This window comes from Desulfosporosinus sp. I2 (genome assembly GCF_000960765.1).
In the GTDB taxonomy this organism is placed as follows: Bacteria; Bacillota; Desulfitobacteriia; order Desulfitobacteriales; family Desulfitobacteriaceae; genus Desulfosporosinus.
The window spans coordinates 106,957-132,093 of sequence record NZ_JYNH01000001.1 but is presented as its reverse complement, the minus strand read 5'-3'; the positions used below and the strand labels follow the sequence as shown (position 1 = coordinate 132,093).

General features: G+C 42.7%; 24 protein-coding genes, 1 pseudogene and 1 riboswitch. Of the genes and pseudogenes, 15 read left to right on the top strand and 10 right to left on the bottom strand.

From position 1 onward, the window contains the following. Positions 1-104: 104 nt before the first annotated feature. Entirely contained in the window at positions 105-2,027 is a 1,923-nt protein-coding gene (locus UF75_RS00575; protein WP_045572642.1) for an ATP-binding protein, read from the top strand. A gap of 45 nt (positions 2,028-2,072) precedes the next feature. Here the strand turns inward: UF75_RS00575 and UF75_RS00570 are convergent, their stop codons facing one another. From UF75_RS00570 to UF75_RS00545, 6 genes are all read right to left on the bottom strand, one after another. Next, entirely contained in the window at positions 2,073-3,317 is a 1,245-nt protein-coding gene (locus tag UF75_RS00570; protein ID WP_045572641.1) for a hypothetical protein, read from the bottom strand. A 170-nt stretch (positions 3,318-3,487) separates the two neighbouring features. After that, positions 3,488-3,718: a hypothetical protein gene (locus UF75_RS00565; RefSeq protein WP_045572640.1), complete on the bottom strand. Its 231-nt coding sequence runs from the start codon at positions 3,716-3,718 to the stop codon at positions 3,488-3,490. Between the two features lie 19 nt (positions 3,719-3,737). Continuing rightward, on the bottom strand, positions 3,738-4,376 hold the full coding sequence (locus UF75_RS00560) for a DUF1836 domain-containing protein (protein ID WP_045572639.1): 639 nt from the start codon (positions 4,374-4,376) through the stop codon (positions 3,738-3,740). Positions 4,377-4,616: 240 nt separating this feature from the next. Further along, positions 4,617-5,465, bottom strand: coding sequence for a MetQ/NlpA family ABC transporter substrate-binding protein (locus tag UF75_RS00555; protein ID WP_197079282.1), 849 nt, complete (start codon positions 5,463-5,465; stop codon positions 4,617-4,619). 27 nt (positions 5,466-5,492) lie between these two features. Further along, positions 5,493-6,179, bottom strand: coding sequence for a methionine ABC transporter permease (locus UF75_RS00550; RefSeq protein WP_045572638.1), 687 nt, complete (start codon positions 6,177-6,179; stop codon positions 5,493-5,495). After that, positions 6,169-7,194, bottom strand: coding sequence for a methionine ABC transporter ATP-binding protein (locus UF75_RS00545; protein ID WP_045572637.1), 1,026 nt, complete (start codon positions 7,192-7,194; stop codon positions 6,169-6,171). The genes UF75_RS00550 and UF75_RS00545 overlap by 11 nt, the downstream gene beginning before the upstream one ends. Positions 7,195-7,281: 87 nt before the next feature. Next, positions 7,282-7,380, bottom strand: a riboswitch (SAM riboswitch). Between the two features lie 166 nt (positions 7,381-7,546). Here UF75_RS00545 and UF75_RS00540 point away from each other — a divergent pair. Genes UF75_RS00540 through UF75_RS00530 form a run of 3 tightly spaced genes read left to right on the top strand, consistent with a single transcriptional unit; the run spans position 7,547 to position 9,232 of the window. Next, positions 7,547-7,849 (top strand): YerC/YecD family TrpR-related protein, encoded by a 303-nt coding sequence (locus UF75_RS00540; RefSeq protein ID WP_045572636.1) that lies wholly within the window; start codon positions 7,547-7,549, stop codon positions 7,847-7,849. A 30-nt stretch (positions 7,850-7,879) separates the two neighbouring features. Then, positions 7,880-9,031, top strand: coding sequence for an ATP phosphoribosyltransferase regulatory subunit (gene hisZ, locus UF75_RS00535; protein ID WP_045572635.1), 1,152 nt, complete (start codon positions 7,880-7,882; stop codon positions 9,029-9,031). 15 nt (positions 9,032-9,046) lie between these two features. Beyond that, entirely contained in the window at positions 9,047-9,232 is a 186-nt protein-coding gene (locus UF75_RS00530) for a hypothetical protein (protein WP_045572634.1), read from the top strand. On the opposite strand, the gene UF75_RS00525 is transcribed toward UF75_RS00530, so the two are convergent. Further along, positions 9,215-11,077, bottom strand: a complete 1,863-nt coding sequence (locus UF75_RS00525; RefSeq protein ID WP_242860059.1) for a Dam family site-specific DNA-(adenine-N6)-methyltransferase — start codon at positions 11,075-11,077, stop codon at positions 9,215-9,217. The two genes, UF75_RS00530 and UF75_RS00525, sit on opposite strands and share 18 nt — an antisense overlap. A gap of 296 nt (positions 11,078-11,373) precedes the next feature. Between UF75_RS00525 and UF75_RS00520 the strand changes: the two genes are divergently transcribed. Beyond that, positions 11,374-12,453, top strand: a complete 1,080-nt coding sequence (locus UF75_RS00520; protein WP_045572632.1) for a 6-phosphofructokinase — start codon at positions 11,374-11,376, stop codon at positions 12,451-12,453. A 183-nt stretch (positions 12,454-12,636) separates the two neighbouring features. On the opposite strand, the pseudogene UF75_RS00515 reads toward UF75_RS00520, so the two are convergent. Next, positions 12,637-13,347: pseudogene (locus UF75_RS00515) on the bottom strand (MFS transporter); the annotation flags it as partial. A 252-nt stretch (positions 13,348-13,599) separates the two neighbouring features. On the opposite strand from UF75_RS00515, the gene hisG reads away from it, so the two are divergent. The 7 genes from hisG to hisF all read left to right on the top strand — a co-directional run bounded on the left by hisG (position 13,600) and on the right by hisF (position 19,595). Further along, positions 13,600-14,280 carry an ATP phosphoribosyltransferase gene (hisG, locus tag UF75_RS00510; protein ID WP_045572630.1) on the top strand — a complete coding sequence of 227 codons (681 nt, stop codon included), beginning with the start codon at positions 13,600-13,602 and terminating at the stop codon, positions 14,278-14,280. Between the two features lie 93 nt (positions 14,281-14,373). After that, a complete protein-coding gene (hisD, locus tag UF75_RS00505) occupies positions 14,374-15,651 on the top strand; it encodes a histidinol dehydrogenase (RefSeq protein ID WP_045572684.1) in 1,278 nt (425 codons plus the stop codon). Between the two features lie 62 nt (positions 15,652-15,713). Continuing rightward, positions 15,714-16,790 carry a histidinol-phosphate transaminase gene (gene hisC / locus UF75_RS00500; RefSeq protein ID WP_045572629.1) on the top strand — a complete coding sequence of 359 codons (1,077 nt, stop codon included), beginning with the start codon at positions 15,714-15,716 and terminating at the stop codon, positions 16,788-16,790. 32 nt (positions 16,791-16,822) lie between these two features. Continuing rightward, entirely contained in the window at positions 16,823-17,407 is a 585-nt protein-coding gene (gene hisB / locus UF75_RS00495; RefSeq protein ID WP_045572628.1) for an imidazoleglycerol-phosphate dehydratase HisB, read from the top strand. Position 17,408: 1 nt separating this feature from the next. Continuing rightward, the gene (gene hisH, locus UF75_RS00490; protein WP_045572627.1) at positions 17,409-18,038 is read left to right on the top strand and encodes an imidazole glycerol phosphate synthase subunit HisH; all 630 of its coding nucleotides are present in this window, start codon (positions 17,409-17,411) and stop codon (positions 18,036-18,038) included. Further along, positions 18,016-18,807 (top strand): 1-(5-phosphoribosyl)-5-[(5-phosphoribosylamino)methylideneamino]imidazole-4-carboxamide isomerase, encoded by a 792-nt coding sequence (gene hisA / locus UF75_RS00485; protein WP_045572683.1) that lies wholly within the window; start codon positions 18,016-18,018, stop codon positions 18,805-18,807. The genes hisH and hisA overlap by 23 nt, the downstream gene beginning before the upstream one ends. A 14-nt stretch (positions 18,808-18,821) precedes the next feature. Then, positions 18,822-19,595 (top strand): imidazole glycerol phosphate synthase subunit HisF, encoded by a 774-nt coding sequence (gene hisF / locus UF75_RS00480; protein ID WP_045572626.1) that lies wholly within the window; start codon positions 18,822-18,824, stop codon positions 19,593-19,595. Positions 19,596-19,730: 135 nt separating this feature from the next. Here the strand turns inward: hisF and UF75_RS28865 are convergent, their stop codons facing one another. Next, on the bottom strand, positions 19,731-20,048 hold the full coding sequence (locus UF75_RS28865) for a hypothetical protein (RefSeq protein WP_197079280.1): 318 nt from the start codon (positions 20,046-20,048) through the stop codon (positions 19,731-19,733). A 420-nt stretch (positions 20,049-20,468) separates the two neighbouring features. Here UF75_RS28865 and hisIE point away from each other — a divergent pair, with 420 nt between their 5' ends. Both hisIE and UF75_RS00465 read left to right on the top strand, forming a co-directional pair. Further along, positions 20,469-21,140 carry a bifunctional phosphoribosyl-AMP cyclohydrolase/phosphoribosyl-ATP diphosphatase HisIE gene (gene hisIE, locus UF75_RS00470; RefSeq protein ID WP_197079283.1) on the top strand — a complete coding sequence of 224 codons (672 nt, stop codon included), beginning with the start codon at positions 20,469-20,471 and terminating at the stop codon, positions 21,138-21,140. A 329-nt stretch (positions 21,141-21,469) separates the two neighbouring features. Further along, complete coding sequence (locus tag UF75_RS00465) at positions 21,470-22,708, top strand: methyl-accepting chemotaxis protein (RefSeq protein ID WP_052692940.1); 1,239 nt, start codon at positions 21,470-21,472, stop codon at positions 22,706-22,708. Positions 22,709-22,843: 135 nt separating this feature from the next. On the opposite strand, the gene UF75_RS00460 is transcribed toward UF75_RS00465, so the two are convergent. Next, complete coding sequence (locus UF75_RS00460) at positions 22,844-24,151, bottom strand: aminotransferase class I/II-fold pyridoxal phosphate-dependent enzyme (RefSeq protein ID WP_045572624.1); 1,308 nt, start codon at positions 24,149-24,151, stop codon at positions 22,844-22,846. A gap of 267 nt (positions 24,152-24,418) precedes the next feature. On the opposite strand from UF75_RS00460, the gene UF75_RS00455 reads away from it, so the two are divergent. Further along, complete coding sequence (locus tag UF75_RS00455) at positions 24,419-25,099, top strand: CoA pyrophosphatase (RefSeq protein ID WP_045572623.1); 681 nt, start codon at positions 24,419-24,421, stop codon at positions 25,097-25,099. Positions 25,100-25,137 lie beyond the last annotated feature (38 nt).

The following is a 25,137-nucleotide window of genomic DNA, read 5'->3' as shown; positions in this document are numbered from 1 at the left end:
TGTTTATATTCACAACTCCACATAGATGATTTGCCATTTCCACTATTAGCTAGCTCATTACCATCGCACTGACCGCAATCTTATGAAGAAAAGTGGTATTTAAAATGACGACGGACAAAGTCATTGTCGAATTAGAGCAAAAGATTGCTTTCCTTGAAGCTAATTTAGTGCAGGTTCGAGAGGACAACGAAATTTGGAATCGGATTTTCTTAGAGAAAAGCTGGGGAGTGGTGGTTTGCGACGCTAATAGTGGAGAATTGCTCAAAGTGAACCCTCGATATGCTGAAATGCATGGCTATTGTCCGGCTGAATTAATTGGCAAATCGATATATAATCTTTTATGTGCTCCGGGGCATCACCAAGACTTCCTGCAAATTAGGCCTATACGGAATATAGGCCAATATGGATATAATTCAGTTCATATCAAGAAGGATGGGAGGCTTTTCCCAGTCCACATCGAAAATTATGATGTGACGTTAAATGCTAAGCCCCTTAGAGTTGTCTCGATCTGGGATATTACCGAGAGTGAGCTAAAAGAGAAGGAATTAAGCCAGTATCGGGAAAGCCTAGAGGAATTGGTCAAATTTCGCACGGAGGAACTAGAACAAACAAATCGGCAACTTCGGAGCGAGATAATTCAAAAAGAAGCCGCTCAAAAAGAACTAGCTAAAGTAAATCAAGATATGCTCGATACGCTCGATAGTATTAGTGACTACTTTATCGCTGTGAATCGTGAATGGGTCATAACGTTTGCCAATAAAGCTATGGTTGATGCACGCCAAAAAAATGGTATTTACGACAACATCGTAGGGACTAATTATTGGCAAACTTACAAGCAGGGGAATAAAGTCATTACGGATGCATGTCTGAACGTAATGAGTGGTGGTCAACCAACACGAATAGATGCTTATGCTCCTTTCGTGGGGCATTGGGTTGAAGTCAGTATTTATCCGACCGAGAGTGGAATTTCAATTTTTTTTCGCAACATCAATGAGAGAAGAGAAATTGAAAAGGCTGTAGAGGAAGAGCACCATCGGTTATACTCACTTTTTGACAACTTCCCGGGTTTAGTCTATGTGCAAGAGGAAAATTATAAAATACGGTTTGCCAATGGTAGCTTTCAAACTAAGTTCGGGCCCTGTCTTGATCAACCTTGCTATGATGTCATTGCAGGTTTGGCTCTGCCCTGCCAAGATTGTATGACTCCCATGATTCGGAGAAGCAATAGAACGGTGTGGAAAGAGATGGTTTTCCATGATCGGATTTATGAAGTGTACTCTCAACCGTTTATAGATGCGGATGGATCTAAATTAGTCTTTAAAGTGTTGATTGACGTTACCGATAGAAAGACTGCTGACCGTGAATTGGCGCGCTTAGAAAGACTTAACATGGTGGGCGAAATGGCTGCAGGAATCGCCCATGAGGTAAGAAATCCTCTTACAACGGTGCGTGGTTTTCTACAGCTTCTCACCTCAAAGGATGAAAATCAGAAAAATCGAGAATTCTATGACTTGATGATAGGAGAACTGGATCGGGCTAATTTAATTATTACGGATTTTCTAAGTCTGGCCAAGGACAGATCTTCTGATTTTAGCTCAATCAATATTACGGGGATTGTTAAGACACTTGCGCCGCTTTTATCGGCTGATGCGTTTAATCAAGACAAACAGATCATTCTAGACCTTGAGGAAGTATCAAACATTCAGGGAAACGAAAATGAGCTTAGACAGTTGATCCTTAACTTAGCCAGAAATGGCCTTGAAGCGATGCAAAGTGGCAAGACTTTAACCATTCAAACGTATCAATTAGGTTTACATATTATTTTTAGGGTTTGTGACCAAGGTGAGGGATTTGACCCAGATATTCTTGAAAAATTGGGTACTCCCTTCTTGACAACCAAAGAAGGGGGAACGGGACTCGGACTTGCAATTTGTCAGAGCATAGCGGGACGTCATCGGGCATCCATGAGCTTTGAATCCGATTTAACTGGTACTAGTGTCACAGTGAAGTTTGTTGCAAATTCATAATGATATTGTCCTGAATTCAAGAACAATATAGAGTATAGAGCCGCCTTAAGGCCTTGCAAAGTGTTCCATGATTTTTGACCAAATGAGTTGCGTTTCAAGAAATTCAAGATAATGCTTTTTGACATTTTTATGGTATTTCTCCAATTCAGTTAAGACTTTCATAAAGTCCGGCTTTCCGAAATAAGCGCAGATTTTAGGCAATGTCTCGTTAAGCTGTTCCCGCATCGTTTCAATCGTTTCTTCATAACGATCTGGTTGAGTAATATAAAGCAGTAATGGTTTATAACGAATCCAGCCGATACAGGCATTGTAAAAGCGAGTGGTTATCTGCTCGGTATCAGCTTTGATGAACTTCAATCGGATTGGAAGAACCCCTTCTAAAAGGTCATTATAGGTAGAGAACCCATCATGGAATGTATAGCATGGAACGCGTAAAACTTTTCGGTCTCTTAGGCAGGTACTTAAAAAAGTATCTTCTCCTCTAGCTCCCGGTGGATTGTAAAAGGGAAAGATACGGCGAGAATCGGTGAGGTTAATACCCAGGTTAGCGCCTGAGATGAATTTGGAGTGGTTTAGTTCCTTAACCTCTATAGCATCATCGCTCGTCAATATCTTTGTATCAGCATAGGTTACTCCGCCGTTCTCCATAACGGTTTTCAAGGTATCCCAGTTGATGATATCATTGCTGATAGCCTCAATAAAAGAACGGAAATCTGCTTCGGTCATAGTGTCATTAAACTCGATATAGGGAATAGGCGATACATAGCCACAGTGATTTCCGTGGGTGATGTCCGCTTGACTGAGATAGTTAAGATGGTTTGTTAGAACTTCCTGACCTCCCCAAATTGCAGTATTGCGCGTATTGGTCACTGCCATGGGGTACTCGTCGTCGTCCAGAAAAAGCAGATAATCCATTTTATGCTTTATAGCGTTATATAACACAGCATTGCGCTTGGCTGCATACCCCTTGCCAAAAATCATGCGAACTTCATTAATAGTTATGACGTTTTCTCGAATTAAATAGTCGATTTCTTCTTTTATGGCGATGTTTCCAATAAAATTTTGACTCTCAATTTGCTCGACAAGTTCTGGGTGGATATTGGTGTAATCCGTTATTTCGGTCTTATTATAAATAAGATCATAGGCTACAAAGAGATTTAAACTGATCCTTGTGTTTTCTACCAAACCGCTTTCCTTCCAGTTGTGTATATAGGTTCTCAACACCTTTTGAAAACTCTTTCTCCCAGTCGCAAAACCGATTCCAACGTTAATCCTTTTTTCCGTTTGCATTAAATGACTCCTTTCAATACAAAATCAATATAAATAAAGCAAAATAGTCCTCAGCCTTTTTAAAGGTGGGGCCTATTTTAGGTACCTATTATTTGGATTTAATTTTTAATCGATACCGGAGCTAAAATAGGCGCTACTATTGCTACAGGTGCTACTGGGGTTGAATAGTTTTACTTTCTAGTATAGGTGCTTTCTTGCTCTCGAGCTCGTGTTTCCAAGTGAGCCACCATTATGGCTTTTAAATCATCATCAGTCTTTGTGCACATTCTCTTTACCCGGTACTGGTGCCTCATGAACACAACATTAGTATCAGCACTAGTTTGTAAAGTTTCATCTCTGTTTATGTTTAAATTGTTTTTTGGGTAGGTTTCGATGAGAGATTGCTTAATAGTTTTCGCCATTGAAAGATCCTCCTATCCGTTAAGGGGTTTCAACCCACTTTAAAATAAGTGCCCTTGTAAAACTTGCCCACTTAGATATCGTTAAAAATGTCATAAAGGTTGATGCTCTAATATCATCTTTCGAAGGATTCCTTTTTTCTCTTATTATTTCTAATGCTCTACTGTTAAGAACATTTAGACTTGGGGTTAGTTTTTCAATTTCACTAAATAGAGATAAATGGTATTCATATAATTCAACTAATGTGAAATCCGATATAGACTCCCCTAAATCAATAATTTCTTTAGCCTCTTTTAATTCAAATAAAACCTTAAGGTCGTGAGTCATTAGTATTCTAGCCACTTGTTTTGGTGGATACTTCTTACCGTCTGGACTTTCAATAATGCCACGTTTTACCCAGTTTTGAATGGTTGCAACCTCGAAGGCTTGATCGTTCACGCCAATAATCGGCCCAGTGGAGTTACTTGTGCCTAATTTGACAATTTGTGATGCCATTAACTCTATATCAGGTATGCCTTTATTATCACTGAACTTAGAAAACAAAGGACCTCTAGTACCCCCAATAATCATTTCAACAGGTCCTAAAAAGCCTTCACCTGAAGCCTCTGAAGAATTTGCTTCAGTTTGACTAAGTTTCTTAACTATTTTATCATCCGACATCCAAACACAACCTTTAAACAATATAGTATAAATTAGTGGATTCTTGATATATATATTAGATTATGAAATGCAGTCAATAGAACCCTTTTTATTAATCATAGCACTTATATTTTGGAAGTCAATTAAATTCTTATTTGATTGGATACGCAGAAAGCCGGATTTACTAACTATGTGGTAAATCCGGCTTCCTTTTAATTTCTCATAAAGCATTTTAGAACAAAGGCAGCACTCAACGCCATTTTAGAATGCGGGAACAATTGAACCTTTATAGTTGTCTTCAATAAACTTTTTAACACCAGGAGATGTTAGGGCTTTCGCGAGCTTCTGCAAAGCAGGATCGTTTTTCCGACTGTCTTTAACGACTAAAATATTGGCATATGGAGAGTTTTTATCTTCTGTAAAAAGGGAGTCCTTAGTTGGATTAAGTCCACCTTCTAGAGCATAGTTTGTGTTGATCACTGCACCCGCAACTTTGGGGTCTTGGAGTACTCGGGGAAGTTGGGGGGCATCGATGGTGATGATTTTAAGTGATTTTGAGTTACTCACGATGTCTTGAACCGTTCCTTTGATCCCTACTCCGTCTTTCAACCCGATGAGACCGGCTTTGGCTAATAAGGCTAAGGCACGACCGCTGTTCGATGGATCGTTGGGAATGGCTAAGGTATCTCCATTTTTCAAGTCGTCGAGTTTTGTAATCTTCTTAGAGTAGATTCCCATCGGCTCGATGTGAACGTTGGTGAGCGAGACAAGACTTAAGTTGTGATCTTTGTTAAAGGAATCTAGGTAAGGGGTGTGCTGGAAGAAATTAGCATCAATATCTCCGGTGTCCAAGTCTAAGTTGGGACGGACGTAATCGGTATAGCTAACGATTTTTAGGTCAATCCCTTCTTTAGCCAATTCAGGTTTGATGAATTCTAGGATTTCACTATGGGGAATTGGGGTGGCTCCAACTTTTAGCACGGTGTTAGAAGGGGTGTTGGATCCAGTTTTAGGAGCATCGGCTGTAGTGCCACAACCGGAGAGTACTAGGGAAAGAGAAGTTAAGATTACAAGCAATAGAGCAGAGTAACGATGCCTAATTTTTAACATGATTTTTTCCTCCAATTTGTTGTTTTGTTAATGAGATAGCTTACGAGCAAGTGTGGTTCCTAGGGATTGTAGTCCTTGTACAATTACGATCAGAACGATGACAGTTAAGATCATGATGTCGGTCCGGAAACGGTTGTAACCGTATTGAATGGCGAGGTCCCCTAACCCACCCCCGCCTACGGCACCAGCCATGGCAGTGTAGCCAATAATGCTAATCGTCGTGATGGTGACGCCTAAGATAAGAGAAGCTTTGGCTTCGGGGAGAAGAACCTTTTGTATGATTTGGAGAGGGGAGGCTCCCATAGATAAAGCCGCTTCGATCACACCATAAGGAACTTCTTTAAGGGAACTTTCCACTACTCTCGCCACAAAAGGAGCAGCGGAGATGACAAGAGGGACAATAGCCGCGGTTGTGCCAATGGACGTGCCGACAAGTGATCGAGTGAACGGTATGAAGGCTACTAACAGGATGATAAACGGGGCGGAACGCAAGATATTGATCAGGGTTCCTAAAATTCGTTCTACCCAAGGGTTAGGGGAAATATGTCCCGGCGAAGTTACAACCAAAATGATGCCCAAGGGAAGTCCTAAGAGGTAGGCGAGGATTGTGGAAACAACCACCATGTAGAGGGTCTCACCGACGGCGGGAGTGATAAGTTGGGCTATATCACTCCAAAAGGAGGCTTGGAAAAGTAGGGATGGCTCAAAGGGCACGTTGAATCACCTCCACATTTAATTCGCGGGACGCCAAATAGTCATGAGCCTGTCGCAACTGTTCAGAATTTCCTTGAAGTTCTAAAGTAAGGGTGCCAAACAGGGTTGATCTTATGTGATCAATATTTCCATAGAGGATATTTGCACGAACGTTGCAGGTTCGCAGTAAATCAGTAATGATAGGATCGGATGCTCGTGAACCTAAGAATTGAATGCGTACAACTTCAGAATTTTGATGAGTCGCAATTTCTTTCAGAAGGTCTGTCGGGAGTTCATGCGAGAAAACAGACGAGATAAATTGTCGAGCGATCTCTGACTGGGGGTGAATGAACACGGATTCGACAGGGCCGTTTTCGACAATCTGAGCTTCGTGCAGAACGGCTACATCCGTGCAAATTTCTTTGACGACCTTCATCTCATGCGTGATGATGATAATCGTCAGGCCAAGTTTTTGGTTAATATCACGCAAGAGGTTTAGAATAGAAAGGGTGGTTTGAGGATCAAGCGCAGAGGTGGCCTCATCACATAAGAGGACTTGCGGCTTGGTGGCAAGCGCGCGCGCAATGCCAACTCGTTGTTTCTGACCACCACTTAATTGAGAGGGATAGGCATGGGCTTTGTCCTCAAGGCCGACAAGATGGAGCAACTCATCAACCCGCATTGAGATTTCCTGCTTAGAAAGCCCCGCAATTTCTAAGGGGAAAGCAATGTTCTCTGTCACGGTTCGAGATTGAAGAAGATAAAAATGTTGAAAAATCATTCCGATTTTCTGGCGAGCCTGACGAAGTGCCTTGCCAGAAAGTTTGGTAAGATCTTGCCCCGCAATGATGATTTGACCGCTTGTCGGTTTTTCAAGAAGGTTCAAACATCGTACCAAGGTGCTTTTTCCGGCACCACTTAAGCCAATAATGCCGTAGATGGCATCTTTTGGTATACACAGAGAAACATCATCGATAGCGATAACGTTCCCTTGACGGGAGGAGTATGTTTTTACTAGGTTTTGGATCTGAATCAAGGGCGTACCTCCTTCAATAAGAGATTACAACATTAAACACAACAAAAAACTCCGCGAAGAAAACCCGCGGAGTACGATTCGGTTTTCCTCTTATCTCCCAGATTTCTCTGCAGGAGTTAGCACCGTGCATTAATGCCGGTTGCCGGGTTTCATCGGGCCAGTCCCTCCACCTACTCTGAATAAGAGTTGTATGAAATTTTAGTGTGTTTATGTCTTGCTGCTAATGTATCGTATTGTAGCACAGAGTGAAGAGGTAGGCAAGCGGAAAAATTAAACATAAAAAGCTTGACAATAGAGCAGTGCTTTAATAGATTAAAGGGAGACAGCATAATTATTCAAGGAGGGTAAACCTATGTCGAGCGATGAACGTTTGCAAAACCCGTTAACGGATGCTTTGTTCGAAGCGGTTCTCTTGTTAAAAAGCAAAGAAGAATGTTATCGGTTTTTTGAAGACATAGCGACGATTGCAGAAATTAAGGCTTTAGCACAGCGTTTAGAAGTTGCTAAAATGTTGCAGAAAAATGAGACCTATACTGCGATAGGGGAAGCGACTGGGGTTAGTACAGCGACAATCAGTCGGGTAAAGCGTTGTTTGAATTTCGGAGCGGATGGTTACCAAATGATATTGCGGCGTTTACTAGAGCAAAATGATTAAGAAAATTGACATAAGTGAAGGAGAAACATCATGTTAAGGACAAATTTAGGCCTACGTATCCCAATGGGCATGCGCGATTTACTACCTGAGGAAGTAGCGGTTCAGGAGCGATTAGAAACACAGATTCTAACGCTTTTTCGGCAGTGGTCATATCAAAAGGTGTTGACTCCAACGCTAGAGTTTTCCGCTTGCGTCCAACCGGACGTTGAGCAAGACGATTCTTTATACAAATTCTTTGATCGCAATGGACATATTCTGGCTATGCGTCCTGAACTGACCATACCCATTGCCCGTCTCGTTAGTACACGCATGCGAGGTGCGGAATTCCCTCTGCGTTTGTGTTATGGTGCTGATGTGTATCGTAACACCACTGTTAGACATAGAGAGTTCCGTCAAGTAGGAGTAGAACTCGTGGGTTCAGACCAGGAATTGGCGGATGCGGAAGTGATTGCTCTCGCAGTCGAAGCGATTGCGGGTTTGGGCTTAAAAAACTATCAGTTTAACCTGGGACATATGGGAATTTTCTCCGGGTTGATGTTGGAGGCAGGGGTCGATGAGGGGATTCAAGCTAACTTGGAAGAAGCGTTAGCACGTAAAGACATGGTGGGCGTAGAAAGTTTAGTCAGGCAAAGTGGGTTACCCGGGCGGGTTCAGGAGCTTTTACTTCATTTACCCCATTTACATGGGGGAGAAGAAATTCTCGATGAAGTTCTTGGCTGGAGTGAGAGACCAGCGATTCGCGAGGCAGTTGAAAGCTTGAGACGAATTTATCGGTATTTAAACGACTTTGGAATCCAAGCAAATGTTTCGTTAGATTTAGGAATACTCCGCGGCTTTTCATATTATACTGGGGCTGTTTTTGAAGGGTATGTTCCAGGAATGGGCTTTCCGGTAGTTGAGGGTGGACGTTATGATGCATTATATGCTGATTTTGGGGTTCCACAACCAGCGACTGGTTTCGCTATCCACCTGGGGAATTTGTTAGAACAATTCCCGCTTCCAACTGTGGAGGGAGCGGATATCTTGGTCTATGGATCCGATGCAGGGCAGATTATTCGACAGTGCCAAGTCCTAAGGGCTAAGGGGAAACGGGTTGAAATGGCACTCGAAACTATGGAGAATGAAGCGGCCCAGTTGGTGGCACGGCAGAAGAATATTAAAGAGATTTTGTGCGTTGAGTAGAGGAAGGAGTGGCATATGATTCAGGTTGAAAAAATGCCACAGGCTAACAGGCAAGAACATCAGCAACTGATAAAACGGATGACAAAAATCATCCGTTTAAAAGGTATTGCTCCTCTATACAATCAATATATAGACCTTTTCGCAAGTGTTTTAGGGGTTTCCTATGTCTTTGAGATGAAGAGTTTAGTAGCCAATAAATAGATATTCTTGAACACTGTTTTTGTTATCATCAACCTTATGGCCTTGATTACCGAAACTATAGCGATAATCTACTTCGATTACTTTAACATTTTGTTTATATTTGGAAAGCAAAGCTGATAAATCGTTTTTAGTAGGTAGAGAATTTGAAGAATAAGAGACAATAATGATGCTTGCTTGGTGACGCCTTAATAGTGTTTCAAAGGCCTTATAGGCTCCTATCTCTTTACTAAATGGAGTGGGAAAACTTTTGAATTTTTTTGTTTTAGTATGTGCCTGTAGATCAACATTTTTCCAGTTACGAGCAAGTCCTTCGACAAAATGATATCTTCGAGTATAATCGTTGTCAGAAAGTGGGCTAAAGTAAGGGGGATCAATATATACTAGATCTGCAGTTGTGTTAATTTCCATTGAATCGACGTTTTGAGAGATATTTGCCCGCCTGTTATTGAATACTGCCTTGTTCACTTTGTCTACTGCCTCACAAAACTGGTCCTTCAGCGACAATCTCAAATCGCGTCGACCGTCATCTGAGTTATTTCCGGTGTAGGTGAAAATACCCCTGGCTCGTTTTTTCAGGCATGATCTGACGAGTGAAGCCATAGTAATGGCCTTTTTATAGTCATCTTCCAAATAATTGATGTTCGCTCTAATTTTATCAATAAATAAATTATCGTCATCACTGAAATACAATCCTCTAAAAGTATCTGAGACAAAACGATCTGGGTTAGGAGTCTCATGATTACATAAAAAGTTTAAATCTTGCTCTGACAAGGTAACACAGTTATTCTCAACCATTGACTTTGTGAATAAGGAACAAAAGGCCAGATAATCGTTACTGATGACTTGCTTCCCTTGTGCTTTAAACATATAACTTACAACACCACTACCGCTAAATAAATCTAAGACAGTATTAACGTTAAATTGGGAAGATGCTTCCCAAATAGGCTTTAGTAGAGCTTGCTTACTACCCATATACCTTGTAGAGGGGAAATGCTCGACCTGGGAGGATAAAGTAATAGGACTTTGATTAATAAAAAGTTTACGCCTCGGTCGAGGCTTAATATTAATTAATATGTCCTCACCCATTCTTTTAGAGGCGTCGCTACTGATGTTTCGCTTGGTTTGTAGGATGATGATGCTATCACGATAGTTACTGTATAGTTCATGAACAAGAGGGTGATTGGAGTTTGAAAGCAGGACGTGGCAGCCAAGCTCGTGTAAGTTGTGAACCCTTTCGGCAAGATCAATGTGATCTTTTTCGTAGAACTGTACTTTTGTATAACGTTTAAAATCCGAAGTGCTTGATATGGGCATATAAGGCGGATCTAAGTAAATAAAATCGCCAGGCTGAGCATAGTTTTCAAGTATAGCTTTATAATCACTTAAGATTATTTGAGAGGTTTGGAGTAAACGACTAGCAGCCATCAAATTATTTTCGTCGCATATCTTAGGATTGTGATAATTACCAAAAGGAGTGTTGAATTGACCACTTTTATTCACGCGATATAGTCCATTAAAACAAGTTCGATTTAGGTATATGGTTCGTGCGGCCTGTTCTACAGAGGAGAGTGTCGCTGGATCCTTTGCGCGAAGATTAAGGAATAGTTCTTTGTCATTCGGTAAATTCTTAAGAGCGGCAATCAATTCCTGAACATTCTGTGCTACAACTCGGTATAGATTTATCAGCTCAGGGTTAAAATCCGATATGATTGAATTTTGAGGGCGTAACCCAAAGAATAGAGCTCCACCTCCAAAGAATGGTTCAATATAGCGATTATAGGTTGCAGGTATGTTTGATAATAATATTTCTAAGAGTTGTTGTTTTCCACCCGCCCATTTTAGGATTGGGCGAGGTTGGCCGAATTTTTTTCGTTGATAAAGAATAACTCATTTTAATAACCCCTTCCAATCAAACTAATATAATTTTAGGATCATATCCCAAAATCCTTTTAGATTCGGCAGAATAATTGTGGAAAACTATGACATATCGAGGGGTAATCTGGATATCGCAGGTTTTTAAAGGGTAATGTCTCTTCTGAAAGTAGGGGGCGATTAGGAAACGATTTTAGAAAAATTTTCTTTGACCGCCTTTAAATATATAATAACGTTACGAAAGTACCTATAGATTAAGGGGTGTAAAGATGCGTAAGATTGCTGTGCTCACAGGTGGAGGGGACTGTCCGGGGCTTAATGCTGTAATTCGGGCAATTGTTAAAAGTGCGACTGGATATGGTCTTGAAGTACTTGGAATCCTTGATGGCTTTCGTGGAGCGGTTGAGGGAGATTTCATGCCCCTTACCTTGAAGGATGTCTCGGGTATTTTACCGCGCGGAGGAACAATACTGGGGACGACAAACCGAGATAATCCGTTTGCGTATGAGACGAAAGTTAATGGGTTAACTCAAATGGTTGATCGATCTGATGATGTAATTCGAAATTTAAAAGAGCGTGGAGTCGATGCCTTACTAGCCATTGGTGGAGATGGAAGTTTAAATATTGCACTTAAGTTAGCGAATAAAGGGCTCTCTGTAATCGGAATCCCGAAGACGATTGATAATGATCTCATGGCCACTGATCAAACCTTTGGTTTTCAAACAGCGGTCGATACAGCCCAGGAAGCTTTAGATCGATTACATACTACTGCGGAATCTCATCATCGAGTCATGGTCCTTGAAGTAATGGGGCGTTACGCTGGATGGATTGCCCTTTATGCTGGTGTTGCGGGGGGGGCAGATGTCATCCTTATACCAGAAATACCTTATAATATTAATCGTGTGGCCCTATGCATTCAAAAAAGGGCGAAACTTGGCAAGAAATTTAGCATTATTGTCGTTGCTGAAGGAGCTAAGCCTCTTGGCGGGGAAATGGTGGTTGAACGTATGGTTTCGGGGCGATTCGACCCCATCAAATTGGGCGGGATCGGTGCCAAACTCGGCAATGATCTCGAAGAACACTATGGCTTAGAAACTCGTGTCACTGTACTGGGTCATCTCCAACGAGGAGGTTCTCCAAATGCGTATGATCGAGTGCTCTCTACTCGCTATGGTGTAGCTGCGGTTGATGCGGCTCTCGAAGAGGAATTTGGCATTATGGTCGCCCTACGAGGCAGGGATATTGTACGAGTCCCACTCCAGGAAGCGGTTGATCAGATAAAATATGTTCCGTTAAACGATCCCTTGCTGTTAGCCGCACGTACTTTTGGGATGGAGATGGGAGACTGATCATCTTATCTTAAGGATTTTGACGATCTACAGTTGATGGATGATCACTTAGCTTTTGCATGGGTTGACTATTACCTTACGTTTAAGAGACAAGCCTAGTTTGATGAATGGCTTGCCTCTTATTTTGCTTAGATATAATTATTGGGAGCTCTTAGTTGGTGAAAAATGGTCTCTGTAACTACCTCATGTTAACCTTACCTTCCTGTATAAGAATATCATTATAATGGCTTCTAGCGCCAGAACCAGAGAGTACATAAAGAAACCGATGTAATGCCCAGATAGTTCTCCAAGTTTACTTATTAACAGCGGACCAAAGAAGAATCCAATCCCCCAAAATAAATAATAGGCTCCAGAGACGGTTCCTTTAAGTGAATTTGGTACAATTTCATTTAAAAAGGCCATGGATGACAAATAAAATACTCCCAACCCGAGACTTGCGAGTGTTAATGCGATGAGGATCCACTGCTGACTTAAACCGGGAAATATAAACATTCCTGAAGCAGCTATTATTAAACCGGATATTATAAATTTTTCTCGCCCCATCCTGTCTGAAAGACCACCAGTAATTATTTGAGAAAGACTAATAGCCACATAAAACAAAGAGAAAAACACTCCAACAAATGTTTGGCTCACTCCGTGAATTGTTGCATTGTATACACCCATGATTTTTCCCTTAGAGTTGGGAAACTTGATGGACAATAGCGCCGGAGCTAATGCCCAAATCGGTGCTTCCCCAACTCCTTGTAATGCCCGACCAAGGAAAAAAAGAATTGAACTGTTGGCGAAGTAGTATAAAATTCCGGTCGAGAAACATAATAGATATCCAATTAACAAGAAAGTTTTAAAACCGATCTTGTCCGACCAATTTCCTATAGGAACTTGTAAAATTATATATGAGAAATAATATTACATATTTCCTTCAATGGAATAGTTAGATACATTTCTCTAATAATGAATAAATTACCTTTATTTTGGAGGAATATGTTACACCTCAACTTTTATTTACATTAAGGGGTTGCTAGAGTAAGAGGACATTGTTATAATACTAATATATTAGAGCTTTAATTAGCTAAAGCGTTAAATTGTAAAAATTTATAAACCGAATTAAGCTTTAGTTTTAGCGGGGATATTGGAAGGGGATGCCGAGTGGAACGAGATTTTTTGACGATTGCGTTGCCTAAAGGGAAGTTGCTCATCGATTCTATCCAACTATTAAGTCGAGTGGGGATCGAGTGTAGCCATGTTAATGAAGATTCTCGGAAGCTCTTTTATGATCTTCCTGATAGTAAGGCGAAGATTATTATTTGCCGGCCAACTGATATTCCAACCTATGTTGAGTATGGAGCTGCAGACCTAGGACTGGTTGGAAAGGATACCTTGCTGGAAGAAAATAAGGATGTGGCCGAATTACTGGACCTAAAATTTGGTTATTGTCGCTTTGTAGTTGCAATGCCTGAGGAAAGCGTCCCACCAAAACTCCCAAATGGAGACTATGATTTAAGTGGTCTGAATCATCAACGGGTAGCCACGAAGTTTCCGCGTGTGACAGAGACTTTTTTTAGTGGGTTGGGCATGCAGGTAACGCCTATAAAACTTCATGGCAATATGGAACTTGCCCCCTGTGTCGATCTTGCAGAAATGATTGTCGATATTGTCTCCACGGGAAAAACACTCAAGGAAAATCACTTACTTGAGGTTGCTCCAATCCTTGAAGCAACGACTCGTTTAATCGCTAACCGAGTTGCTTATCGCATGAAATATGGGCGAATTCGAGATTTGATCGAGCGTATGCGTGGAGAACTAGTTGGAGATGTCTCGGCAAAGTAGTCATCGAGAAGATGAGTAGAGTTTTGAACCAGGAACTGGTTTGCTGATGCCGTTTAGAGATTTATTTTGACAGATAAAGCGAGGGATCTTGTTGTGAAAGTTGAGGATTTAAAGGATATTGATTTGAATCGTCTCACGCGGAAATCCTATGGGGACGATGAAACCTTAGATAAGCGTGTTGCAGAGATTCTCAAGCGGGTTCGGGAGGATGGCGAAGAGGGAATCTTTCAAATGACGGAGGAATTCGATCAAGTCAATCTGCGTCAATGTGGGCTGAGGGCAAGCAAAGAGGAAATTCAAGGAGCGTATCAAGTGGTCGAAGAGGACTTTTTAGAAGCCTTACGTACGGCTAAACGAAATATCTTAAACTATCATGAACGACAGAAACGAACGTCATGGATGGAGCCAGACTCGGATGGAAGTATTCTTGGGCAACTTCTTCTCCCACTCAAGCGTGTGGGTATTTATGTACCCGGAGGAACGGCTTCTTATCCCTCGTCAGTCTTGATGAACGCCTTACCAGCTGTTGTTGCCGGGGTAAAAGAGATCGTCATGGTCACTCCACCTAGAGCGGATGGCACTCTGCTTCCAGAGGTCTTAGTAGCGGCAGCCGAAGCGGGTGTAACCGAAATTTACAGGGTTGGAGGGGCTCAGGGGATAGCGGCGTTAGCGTACGGGACTGAGTCCATTTCTCCGGTGGACAAAATAACCGGACCGGGGAACATCTACGTAACCTTAGCCAAGAAGCAAGTCTACGGAACGGTAGACATTGATATGTTGGCCGGGCCGAGTGAAATCTTAATCTTGGCAGATGAGAGTGGGAGCCCCAATGAATTAGCCGCAGATTTATTGTCCCAGGCCGAACATGATCGATTGGCTTCAGCAATTTTGGTATCTCCTTCTCGTCAACTTCTTGAACAGACGATCGTCGAAGTGGAGCGGCAATTGGAGGGCTTACCTCGTGCCGAGATTGCTCGTGCCTCCTGGCAAACATATGGGGCCGCAATTTTGGTGTCGAATCTCGACGAAGGAATGGATTTGGCCAATCAAATTGCCCCGGAGCATTTTGAGTTAGTCGTTAAGGAGCCCTATTCTTGGTTAGGAAAAGTCCGAAATGTCGGAGCTGTTTTTCTAGGACGTTATTCTCCGGAACCCGTGGGGGATTACTTTGCGGGACCCAATCACGTTTTGCCCACCGGAGGGACGGCACGGTTTTATTCTCCCCTCAATGTTGATATGTTTATGAAAAAGGTTAGTGTGATCGGGTATTCAGAAGCAGCTCTTAAACGAGATGCCAAGCAAATCGCCTTACTCGCGCGTAGCGAAGGATTGGAAGCGCATGCTCGAGCTGTAGAAGTACGATTTAAGTAGTTTTTAGATGTGCAAGACTAAGGTTGTTGCGTATTAAAAATAAGATTTTATAAGAAGGGGGTATGATAGACATGGTATTAAGCAATCTCGAAAAATTTGTTCGTCCTGGAGTACGCCAGCTTACTCCTTATCAAGCAAAACATATGCCGCAGTGTATTAAACTGGACGCCAATGAAAACCCCTTTCTCTGGCCGAAAGGAATGCGCGAGGGGCTGTTCAACGAGGAACTTGCGTTTAACCGTTATCCCGATGGAATGGGCATAGAGCTTAAACAGGCTATTTCGACGTATTCAAAGATATCTCCGGAAGGGATTCTGATTGGGAATGGATCGGATGAACTTATTCAGCTTATCTTGCTCACGTTTGGCGGTGCCGGGAAATCTCTTATTATTCATCCCCCAACGTTCAGTATGTATCAGATTGGGGCTCGTTTGACTGATACCTCAGTTGTGGAAGTTCCCTTGTTAAACGGTCTTGATCTAGATACTGAGCAGATGTTGAAGGCTGCGCGATCGCAAGACGCACATGTCATGATCATTTGTAATCCCAATAATCCTACCGGTTCGCTATTCCCTAGAGAAGATATTCTCCAACTTGTGCGGGAAAGTGGTAAGATCGTGGTTGTTGACGAGGCGTATGCGGAGTTTTCCGACGAGACTCTCATTCCTGAAATTGTAAATTATCCAAACTTGGTAATTCTCCGTACGTTTTCTAAGGCCTTTGGAATGGCCGGTCTCCGCTTGGGGTATTTGCTTGGACAACCGGAGACGATTGCCTTGATCAATCGGGTTCGACAGCCATTTAATGTTAATTTGTTTAGCCAAAGGGCAGGAATCCTTGCTCTCGGTTACTTAAATGAGTATCAACAACAAATTCAAAGCATCAAGGCAGAAACCCAAACGTTGTATGAGGAATTAAGACGGATTCAAGGCTTCGTGGTTTATCCGACACGGGCAAATTTTATTTTGTTTAAACCGCAAGACCCTGATCGATTGACGAGTGAGTTATTAAAGAGAGGGTTCCTCGTTCGTAACATGGGTGATCTCCCGGTTCTCGGCAAATGTTTGCGCATGAGTGCAGGACTTCCTGAAGAAAATAGAGACTTTTTACGAGCAGTCCGAGAGATCAATGGTGGATAACGGGGATTACGGACAGTGAAGGAGTAGAGATCATGAGAGAAGCTTTTATTGAACGGAAAACTAAGGAAACAGAGATTCATGTGCGATTAAACATAGACGGAACGGGAGAATCCCAAATCGAAACTGGAATAAGTTTTTTCGATCATATGTTAACTGCCTTTGCCCGGTTTGCCTACTTTGATCTCGTCCTGAAGGCCAGTGGGGATTTAGAGGTGGATGCTCACCATACAATTGAAGACTGCGGTATCGTCTTGGGACAAGCGCTTAGAGAGGCTTGCGGAGATAAGCGAGGAATTGAACGACTGGGAGAGGCCCTGCTACCTATGGATGAAGCACTTATTCAAGTGGCGCTCGATCTTTCCAATCGTCCCTATCTAGTCTGGGATGTAAATTGTCCGGACGGTATGGTAGGTGAGTTTCCTGTTGAAATGGCTGAGGAATTTTTTCGAGCATTTGTTGTTCAGAGCGGGCTTACCCTCAACATCAGGCAACTTTCTGGGAAAAACCGACATCATATTTTAGAAGCTATTTTTAAAGGGGTGGGAAGAGCCCTTGGTCTAGCCCTCCGTCAGAATGTACGGTATAGCGGTATCCTTTCGACTAAAGGAGTTTTATAAGATGATAGGGATTGTGGATTATGGGCGGGGAAATTTAAGAAGTGTTGAAAAGGCTTTGGAAAAGGTCGGTTATCAAGCCAAAATCATGAATGACCCTCAAGAATTAAGTGAGGTAGATGGGCTGATCCTGCCGGGGGTTGGAGCATTTGCCGATGCGATGGGGGCTTTAAAAATAATGGACTGGATCGAGCCATTGACTCAGTTCGCTCATTCGGGTCGTCCGTTCTTAGGGATTTGTCTGGGCATGCAACTTCTCTTTGAGATCGGGGAAGAGCACGGAGAGCATGCCGGACTAGGGCTCTTAGCAGGCCGAGTTATCAAATTCCCCCCCGGCGGCAAGGTACCGCATATGGGCTGGAATAGCTTAAACTTTGAACAATCTTCTCGGTTACTTGATGGGATCCCCAATCAATCTGATTTTTATTTTGTCCATTCGTATTATGCTGATCCTAGCGAGAGTCGGGATATTATTGCCACGAGTGACTATGGAATTGTCTTTCCTGCCGTCGTAGGCCGGGAGAATGTCTGGGGGGCGCAATTTCACCCGGAGAAATCAAGTCCTTGGGGGCTTAAACTTCTGACGAATTTTGGAAAGTTGGTGAATGACAATGTTGCTCTTTCCAGCAATTGACCTGAAGGAGGGGAAAGCGGTACGTCTACTGCAGGGTCGGATGGAGGATGCCACGGTTTACGCCGAGAACCCTGTTGACGTGGCTATGGATTTTGAGAGCCAAGGTGCGGAATATTTACATATAGTCGATCTCAATGGCGCGTTTTCCGGAAAGCCCGTGAATGATGAGATGATCCGTAAAATTGTCGGAAGTGTTTCTCTGAAGATTCAAGTCGGCGGAGGAATTCGGACCATGGAGCGAATAACGGAGCTTTTAGAGTTAGGGATTGAACGCGTTATTCTGGGAACGATTGCTGTTAAAAATCCGGATTTGGTAGCTGAAGCTGCACAGCGGTATGGGAAACGAGTCATTGTTGGGATCGATGCCAAAGATGGCTTGGTAGCGGTTCAGGGCTGGGCAGAAGCAACCGAGATGCATGCCACTGACTTGGGTAAGGCGATGAAAGCTGTGGGAATCCAAACTGTGGTTTTTACAGATATTGCACGCGATGGAATGCTACAAGGACCGAATATTAGAAGTACGGTTCAGTTAGCTCGGGAAACCGGCCTAGCAGTGATCGCCTCTGGCGGGATTTCTACTCTTGACGATTTGCGAAACCTACAGGCTGAGGTTTTACAAGGGGCCTCGATCGAGGGGGCCATCACAGGCAAAGCACTTTATAGCGGAGCCTTTAGCTTAGGGGAAGCAATAGAGGCAGTTCGCACAGAAGTACGGACCGGAAAGCTTGTAAGCGGAATACAAACAAAAAATAGGGATAATGTGGGTTGAGGAGGGAATGAGACATGTTAAGTAAGCGAATCATTCCCTGTTTAGACGTCCATGATGGGCGGGTCGTCAAAGGGACTAATTTCGTACAGCTACGGGATGCTGGAGACCCGGTGGAACTAGCTGCTCTCTATGATAAAGAAGGCGCCGACGAATTGATATTTTTAGATATCACGGCTTCATCAGATAAACGCGAGACAATGGTTGACGTAGTCCGCCGAACGGCGGAACAGGTCTTTATTCCTTTTACGATTGGGGGCGGACTGCGGACGATCGAGGATATTCGTCGCATGCTGCGAGCAGGGGCGGATAAGATCGCCCTGAACACCTCTGCAGTTCAGACTCCACGACTTATCCAAGAAGGGGCGCATGCGTTTGGCAGCCAGTGTATCGTCGTAGCCATTGATGCACGAAGCACGGCGCCAGGTAGATGGGAAGTGTATATTCACGGGGGAAGAACGGCCACTGGCAGGGATGTGTTGGAATGGGCCGCGGAAGCAGAAGCCCTCGGGGCAGGGGAAATCCTCTTGACCTCCATGGATCGCGACGGAACTAAGATCGGCTACGAGTTAGAATTAACCAAGGCTGTGAGCCGGGCGGTATCCTTGCCAGTCATTGCGAGCGGCGGAGTAGGAACCTTAGAGCATTTAGCGGAAGGGTTAACCTTGGGGGAAGCGGATGCTGTCTTAGCGGCTTCGATCTTTCATTACAAGGAGTATAGCATTGAGGAAGCTAAACGCTATCTGGCAGAGCGGGGGATTTTGGTGCGAAAGACCGGGGGACTTGTGTGAGGGACTTGTGTGACACAGCGCTCGGTGCTTACGACGCAGAGCAAACTAACCGTTCAAGCTCCTGCTATGGGGAGCGGGGTCCATCCTTCGGCGATAGTATTTATTTTAAAGAATGCGCCTACGGCGATAATAATCCTACGCCGGTAGGTATCGTTTGGAGATTAACGGCTTCGGCGATACTCTCCACTGGAGACTATCGTCACTGGAGACTATCGTGCCAAAAGCGCCATCCGCCGTCCATGACTCAAACAGGACGTTTGAGGTTAGAGCACCGCCATGGATGGCAAGGTGCCGTGATGGACAAGTGTCCCTGTAGCCCGAAGACACTGTCTTTGCACGTATTAACCTTCTTGCAGGACGGCGAGAAGGGACCTTGGCGCATTGGCGGCAGTGCACATCCGCTGGCCAAGGATGGCCGAGTGTCCCTGTAGCCCGAAGACACTGTCTTCGCACGTATTAACCTTCTTGCAGGATGGCGAGAAGGGACCCTGTGCACTGCCCCGTATCTGGGGTCGGTCGCTTGAACGGAAGTTTGCTATTCTGCTTACGTAAAGACGTCGCGCTCTGTCACACTGCGTCCCCGGCTGGGGTCGTGGAGCTGAGTTTACGTGCAAGCTGAGGACGGTTCTTGATTTGTATGGAGATAGCTAAGAGTGCGTGTTTAGTGCGATGGTTCTGGGGGACGGCACATAACATGTGCACCGTCTTTTTTGGGGGTCGCTTTCACGGATTATGATATACTACTTATGCAGAACACCATGCTTGTAATCACACCATGTCTCGGGTTTGGGTAGGGAAAAGGCGCGATGCATGAATAATACATACGAACCGCTAACCACGGACCACGATATGAATAGAAAGGTTGAGATAGGAATGGATGCAAATAAAATAGAAGCCTTAGACTTATCAGGGATCCGCTGGGACTCTCATGGCCTTGTTCCTGCAATTGTTCAGGATGCGGAGACAAAAGAGGTTCTGATGCTCGCTTATATGAATGAAGAGTCTTTACGCAGAACGTTGCTGGAACGCAAGGCATGTTATTATAGCCGAAGTCGGCAATCTCTGTGGCTGAAGGGGGAAACCTCAGGACATTTCCAAGAGATCATCGACATTAAGTTTGACTGTGATCAGGATGCAATTCTTCTGAGTGTGAAACAAACTGGGATGGCTTGTCATGAAAACTATTTTTCATGTTTTCACTATGATTTGACAAGTGAAGGATTTAAGGTTATCGGAGAACCAGAGGTAAGGCCCGAGCCAAATCTAGGAAGAATTCTAGAGTTATTGAGCGATGTGATTCACTCTCGAAACCTTGAGCGACCGGAAGGGGCTTATACCACCTATCTGTTCGAAAAAGGGATTGATAAGATCCTAAAAAAGGTCGGAGAGGAAAGCGCTGAAGTGATCATTGCGGCTAAGAACTCAGATCCGGAAGAGATCAAATGTGAAGTTTCAGATTTGTTTTATCATGTCTTAGTCATGCTGGAAGAACGTAAGGTTGGAGTTGCAGAGGTAGCTAGTGAGCTACTTAAGAGGCAAAAATAGGGAATACACAAATATAGAATAATGGGATGTAATAAACTTGCTTGGCAATTTATTGCATCTCCATTTATTGATAAAATATAAACTTTAAGAGCATCCTTCACTTAGAAGGGGCATTTCTCTTGCAAAGAATCAATAAATGTAAAATAAACACGAAATATTTAAAATTTTATATATTATTTTGTATAATCCAGTTATAATTACTTAGGTACATAAAATCAGGGTAAAAAAACCACGTAGTAACCCCCCTATTTTAGGGGATTTTTTTCAATGGAGGAGGGTTTATTATTATAGGTAGTAATGAAGCAAAAAATGTCGGTTTAGGTAAGTATATGCTCAAAACATTAGGTTTAGTTCTTCCAATGGACATAGTTATGGGAATTATTATTGCTTACATTTTGCAACTTGATTGGAAAAAGTCTTTAATTATGATAGTGTGTTTTGTAATATCAGGAGTGTTAATAGGGATTCTTGCCGTCTTGAAGAATTATTACCGTTTTACAAAACCTATATTTTATATGGAAAAAAGCATTATTCAGGTGGCCCAAGGAGATCTTTCTCAGCGAATGAGAGTTATTAAAAATAGCGATGTTGCAGAATTAGGGGAAGCATTTAACCTTATGATGGACAATTTTGAAAATATTGTTCTTAAGATTAGTGAATCTTCGGAGCAAGTAGCCTCTTCATCCAAAGAATTAACCATCATTGCGGAGCAAAACGCTTTAGTATCTACACAAATAGCATCCTCTGTTGAGCAAGTAGCATCGGGAACGGAAAACCAATCGGTGGCTGTCAATAAAACCTCTTTAATCACAGAAGACATTTCAAGCAGTACGGAAGAAGTCGCAGCCAGTACCAGCGAAGTCACTAACGCGATGATTAGGACAATAGAAACTACTCAGGCAGGTCAAAAAGCACTAGATCGCGTGGTACAACAGATGAATAGTATTAATTCAGGTACAGATCGTGTTCAAAGCTCAATAATTGAGTTATCCACAAGTTCAGATAAAATCGGAGAAATAGTGGGGGTTATAACCAGTATCGCTGAACAAACTAATCTGTTAGCTTTGAACGCAGCCATAGAAGCAGCACGAGCTGGCGAACAAGGTAGAGGGTTCGCGGTAGTAGCTGATGAAGTTCGAAAACTAGCTGAACAATCTAGCGAAGCCACAAAACAAATATCTGTTTTGATAAATCAAAACCAAACAAACATTGGTACAGCTGTATCGGCTATGAAAGATGGTACTAAAGACGTTAAAATTGGGATCGAGGTAGTCACGGTAGCCAGTAAATCATTTGATGAAATTGCTTATTTGGTTGAAAATGTATCGACTCAAATGCAACATATTTCGGCGACCATACAGCAGATTGCTATCGGTACACAGCAAATAGTTACTTCGGTCCGCGAAGTTGATGTAATAAGTGCAGAGACAGCCGATCAGGCTCAATCGGTATCTGCGGGAGTCGAAGAACAAACTGCTTCTATGGAACAAATTTCCTCGGCATCACGAGATTTGTCCACAATGGCATTTGAGTTACAGTCTATTATAGGAAAGTTTAAAATTAAGTAGAATCCCTAAGATACTCTCCATTTCAATAGGGCTTAGCGAGTACGTAATAGAAACAAGGCTGGAAGCTAATGCTTCCAGCCTTGTTCCATAAAAAATAACATGGTTGGTTAACCGAACCCCCAAAAAGAGGTAAGGTTAGGAATCAAGAGCCCACGCTGACAAATCTTTGAATCCCCGATAAATAAGATCAAAAAGTTGTTCAAGTTCCTGTTCCTCGACACATGAGAAGGCGACTCGGACATCATTTTCCCCAAGTGAAATGATCCCTACGCCATAATGGTCGAGTAGATGTATCCGCAAAGCTTCAGCATTTACCCCTTTGAGCTTGAGGCACATGAAATAACCGGAATTAAACGGGTAATAATCCCAGGCATCATGGTATTCCTTTCGTTCGAGAATCTGTTTGACTTTAAGAACACGTTGCTTGAGTAGTTCGAATTTAACTTGTTTCTCGGTCTGGAATTCACTCGATCGAAGGGCATTTATGACAAATGTCTGAGCAGGATGAGAAGAACTAGAAATTGTTCCACGAATAATACCTAACGTCTTTTTTTCCAAGGCATTTAAGATAACCGGATGCTCAGATGCGTATGTAATAAACCCTACACGAAATCCCCACATAAACTCTTCTTTTGTAGCGCCATCTACTTTTATGGCTAGTATTCTAGGGTGAAGGTTAGCAATCCGGGCAAACATGGATTCCTTAATGGAATTCTCATAAAATAAACCGAAATAGGCATCGTCAGTAACCACTGCCAGGTTCATTCCTTGTTCAGCGACTTCTCTTAAGGCTTTAACGATCTCCGTTGCTTCTTGTTCATTCGGCGTATATCCTGTTGGGTTGTTTGGAAAATTAAGTAATAAGACTGCCTTGCCATGGTCTTTCTTAGAAAGTAAGGCTTCTTTCATGCCTGCCGTATTAAAAGCCCCTTCCTGCGTGAAGAAAGGGAAGGTAATGTTTTCTGCCCCTCTACGAACCCCAAAGATAAGGTTATAATTACCCCATATTTTATCGGGCAAAACCAAGGGGTCGTTTTCGTCGATAAAAAGATCTGCAACGATACTTAAACCATGAGTCAAGGCATTGGTCACTAGGGGGTTGCTAAAGGATTTATCCTTTAAAGAAGGATTTTCCTGTAGCATCTTTTCTCGCCAGAGTTGTCTTAGCTCAGCTTTTCCAGCAGGGGGAGCATAGGGATAAAGGTCTTTAGGAGTATAGCTGCTTAAGGTTTCCTGGATTAATGGTAAGAACATCGGTTGACCATTTTCAGTTGCAATCCCTATCGTAGCATTATAGCGATAGGCCTTCTGATTGGCCTCCGCAGATTGAGTTAGAATCCCCTTAGGATAGTATAGATTCTTTCCAAGTTCTGACAAAAGTTCATAAACATAGGGATTTTCTTGTTGTATCTGGCGATTTAAGTCTTGGGCAATCTCATTCATAGTTCTTCTCCCTTGCTGTTAAAGTCGTTTTAATAGTTTCTATATTGAGCTAAGCAACTAAATTTTACACTATATTGGTTATTTCCACCACTATAAGGTTGTATTTATTGGTGTAAACCAGTTAGAGAAAGTTGCTTGCGGCTTTTGCCTTTAGGTAAATTTTTCAGAAAGGGTGGGATTGTTTGGATTGTAGGCGATTTATTATTGTAAAAAGTGTAATATAGTATTAGTAGCAAAAGTTATCCAATTGATGAATGGAGGTGGGATATGAATAAATCGATGCTAGAAGGTCTGAAAGAAAAGTTACCACTGGTACCTGGCATCAATGGAAAAGAAGAGTATTTTAACTCTGCAGTTGTAGTGCTTATGATGCTGATAGGAGAAGAATATCATTTTGTGTTTGAAAAGAGAGCGGCCATGATACGACAAGCCGGAGAAATTTGTTTTCCCGGCGGTAAATTTGATCCTGATAAAGACTCTGATCTTCGAGAGACGGCACTTAGAGAAACGGCCGAGGAGTTAGGAGTTAACGCAGAGAAGATAATGATCCTGGGAACGCTTGACACGGTTGTTGGCACAATGGGTACCACTGTTGACGCTTTTTTAGGCATTATTGATATATCGAGTTTGGATGAATTAATTATAAATCTTGATGAAGTAGAAAAAATCTTTACAGTTCCAGTTTCTTATTTTGTGAATACGGATCCGACGGTATATAAAGTGAACCTTAGAGCTCAACCTTCTTACATCAATCAAGCCGGCGAAGAGGTTATCACATTTCCGGCGAAAGAATTAGGACTTCCAGAGCAGTATACAAAACCATGGGGAACTATGATGGGCAATATTTTTGTTTATAGGGTACCAGAAGAAACAATATGGGGAATCACCGCACGATTAATTAGGGATGTTACTGCTAAAATAGCGGAGCTTATCAGCCCAACTGAGTGATAATCTATAACCCCGACTTGCATCGGACTGGAAGCAAC

Coding starts and splice junctions, on each gene's coding strand:
- hisA (WP_045572683.1), top strand. CDS start 18,016: ATGTTGCTCTTTCCAGCAATTGACCTGAAGGAGGGGAAAGCGGTACGT.
- UF75_RS00520 (WP_045572632.1), top strand. CDS start 11,374: ATGCGTAAGATTGCTGTGCTCACAGGTGGAGGGGACTGTCCGGGGCTT.
- hisIE (WP_197079283.1), top strand. CDS start 20,469: ATGGATGCAAATAAAATAGAAGCCTTAGACTTATCAGGGATCCGCTGG.
- UF75_RS00555 (WP_197079282.1), bottom strand. CDS start 5,465: ATGTTAAAAATTAGGCATCGTTACTCTGCTCTATTGCTTGTAATCTTA.
- UF75_RS00540 (WP_045572636.1), top strand. CDS start 7,547: ATGTCGAGCGATGAACGTTTGCAAAACCCGTTAACGGATGCTTTGTTC.
- UF75_RS00465 (WP_052692940.1), top strand. CDS start 21,470: ATGCTCAAAACATTAGGTTTAGTTCTTCCAATGGACATAGTTATGGGA.
- UF75_RS00570 (WP_045572641.1), bottom strand. CDS start 3,317: ATGCAAACGGAAAAAAGGATTAACGTTGGAATCGGTTTTGCGACTGGG.
- UF75_RS00460 (WP_045572624.1), bottom strand. CDS start 24,151: ATGAATGAGATTGCCCAAGACTTAAATCGCCAGATACAACAAGAAAAT.
- UF75_RS00575 (WP_045572642.1), top strand. CDS start 105: ATGACGACGGACAAAGTCATTGTCGAATTAGAGCAAAAGATTGCTTTC.
- UF75_RS00560 (WP_045572639.1), bottom strand. CDS start 4,376: ATGTCGGATGATAAAATAGTTAAGAAACTTAGTCAAACTGAAGCAAAT.
- hisF (WP_045572626.1), top strand. CDS start 18,822: ATGTTAAGTAAGCGAATCATTCCCTGTTTAGACGTCCATGATGGGCGG.
- UF75_RS00530 (WP_045572634.1), top strand. CDS start 9,047: ATGATTCAGGTTGAAAAAATGCCACAGGCTAACAGGCAAGAACATCAG.
- hisH (WP_045572627.1), top strand. CDS start 17,409: ATGATAGGGATTGTGGATTATGGGCGGGGAAATTTAAGAAGTGTTGAA.
- UF75_RS00455 (WP_045572623.1), top strand. CDS start 24,419: ATGAATAAATCGATGCTAGAAGGTCTGAAAGAAAAGTTACCACTGGTA.
- UF75_RS00565 (WP_045572640.1), bottom strand. CDS start 3,718: ATGGCGAAAACTATTAAGCAATCTCTCATCGAAACCTACCCAAAAAAC.
- hisZ (WP_045572635.1), top strand. CDS start 7,880: ATGTTAAGGACAAATTTAGGCCTACGTATCCCAATGGGCATGCGCGAT.
- hisB (WP_045572628.1), top strand. CDS start 16,823: ATGAGAGAAGCTTTTATTGAACGGAAAACTAAGGAAACAGAGATTCAT.
- hisC (WP_045572629.1), top strand. CDS start 15,714: ATGATAGACATGGTATTAAGCAATCTCGAAAAATTTGTTCGTCCTGGA.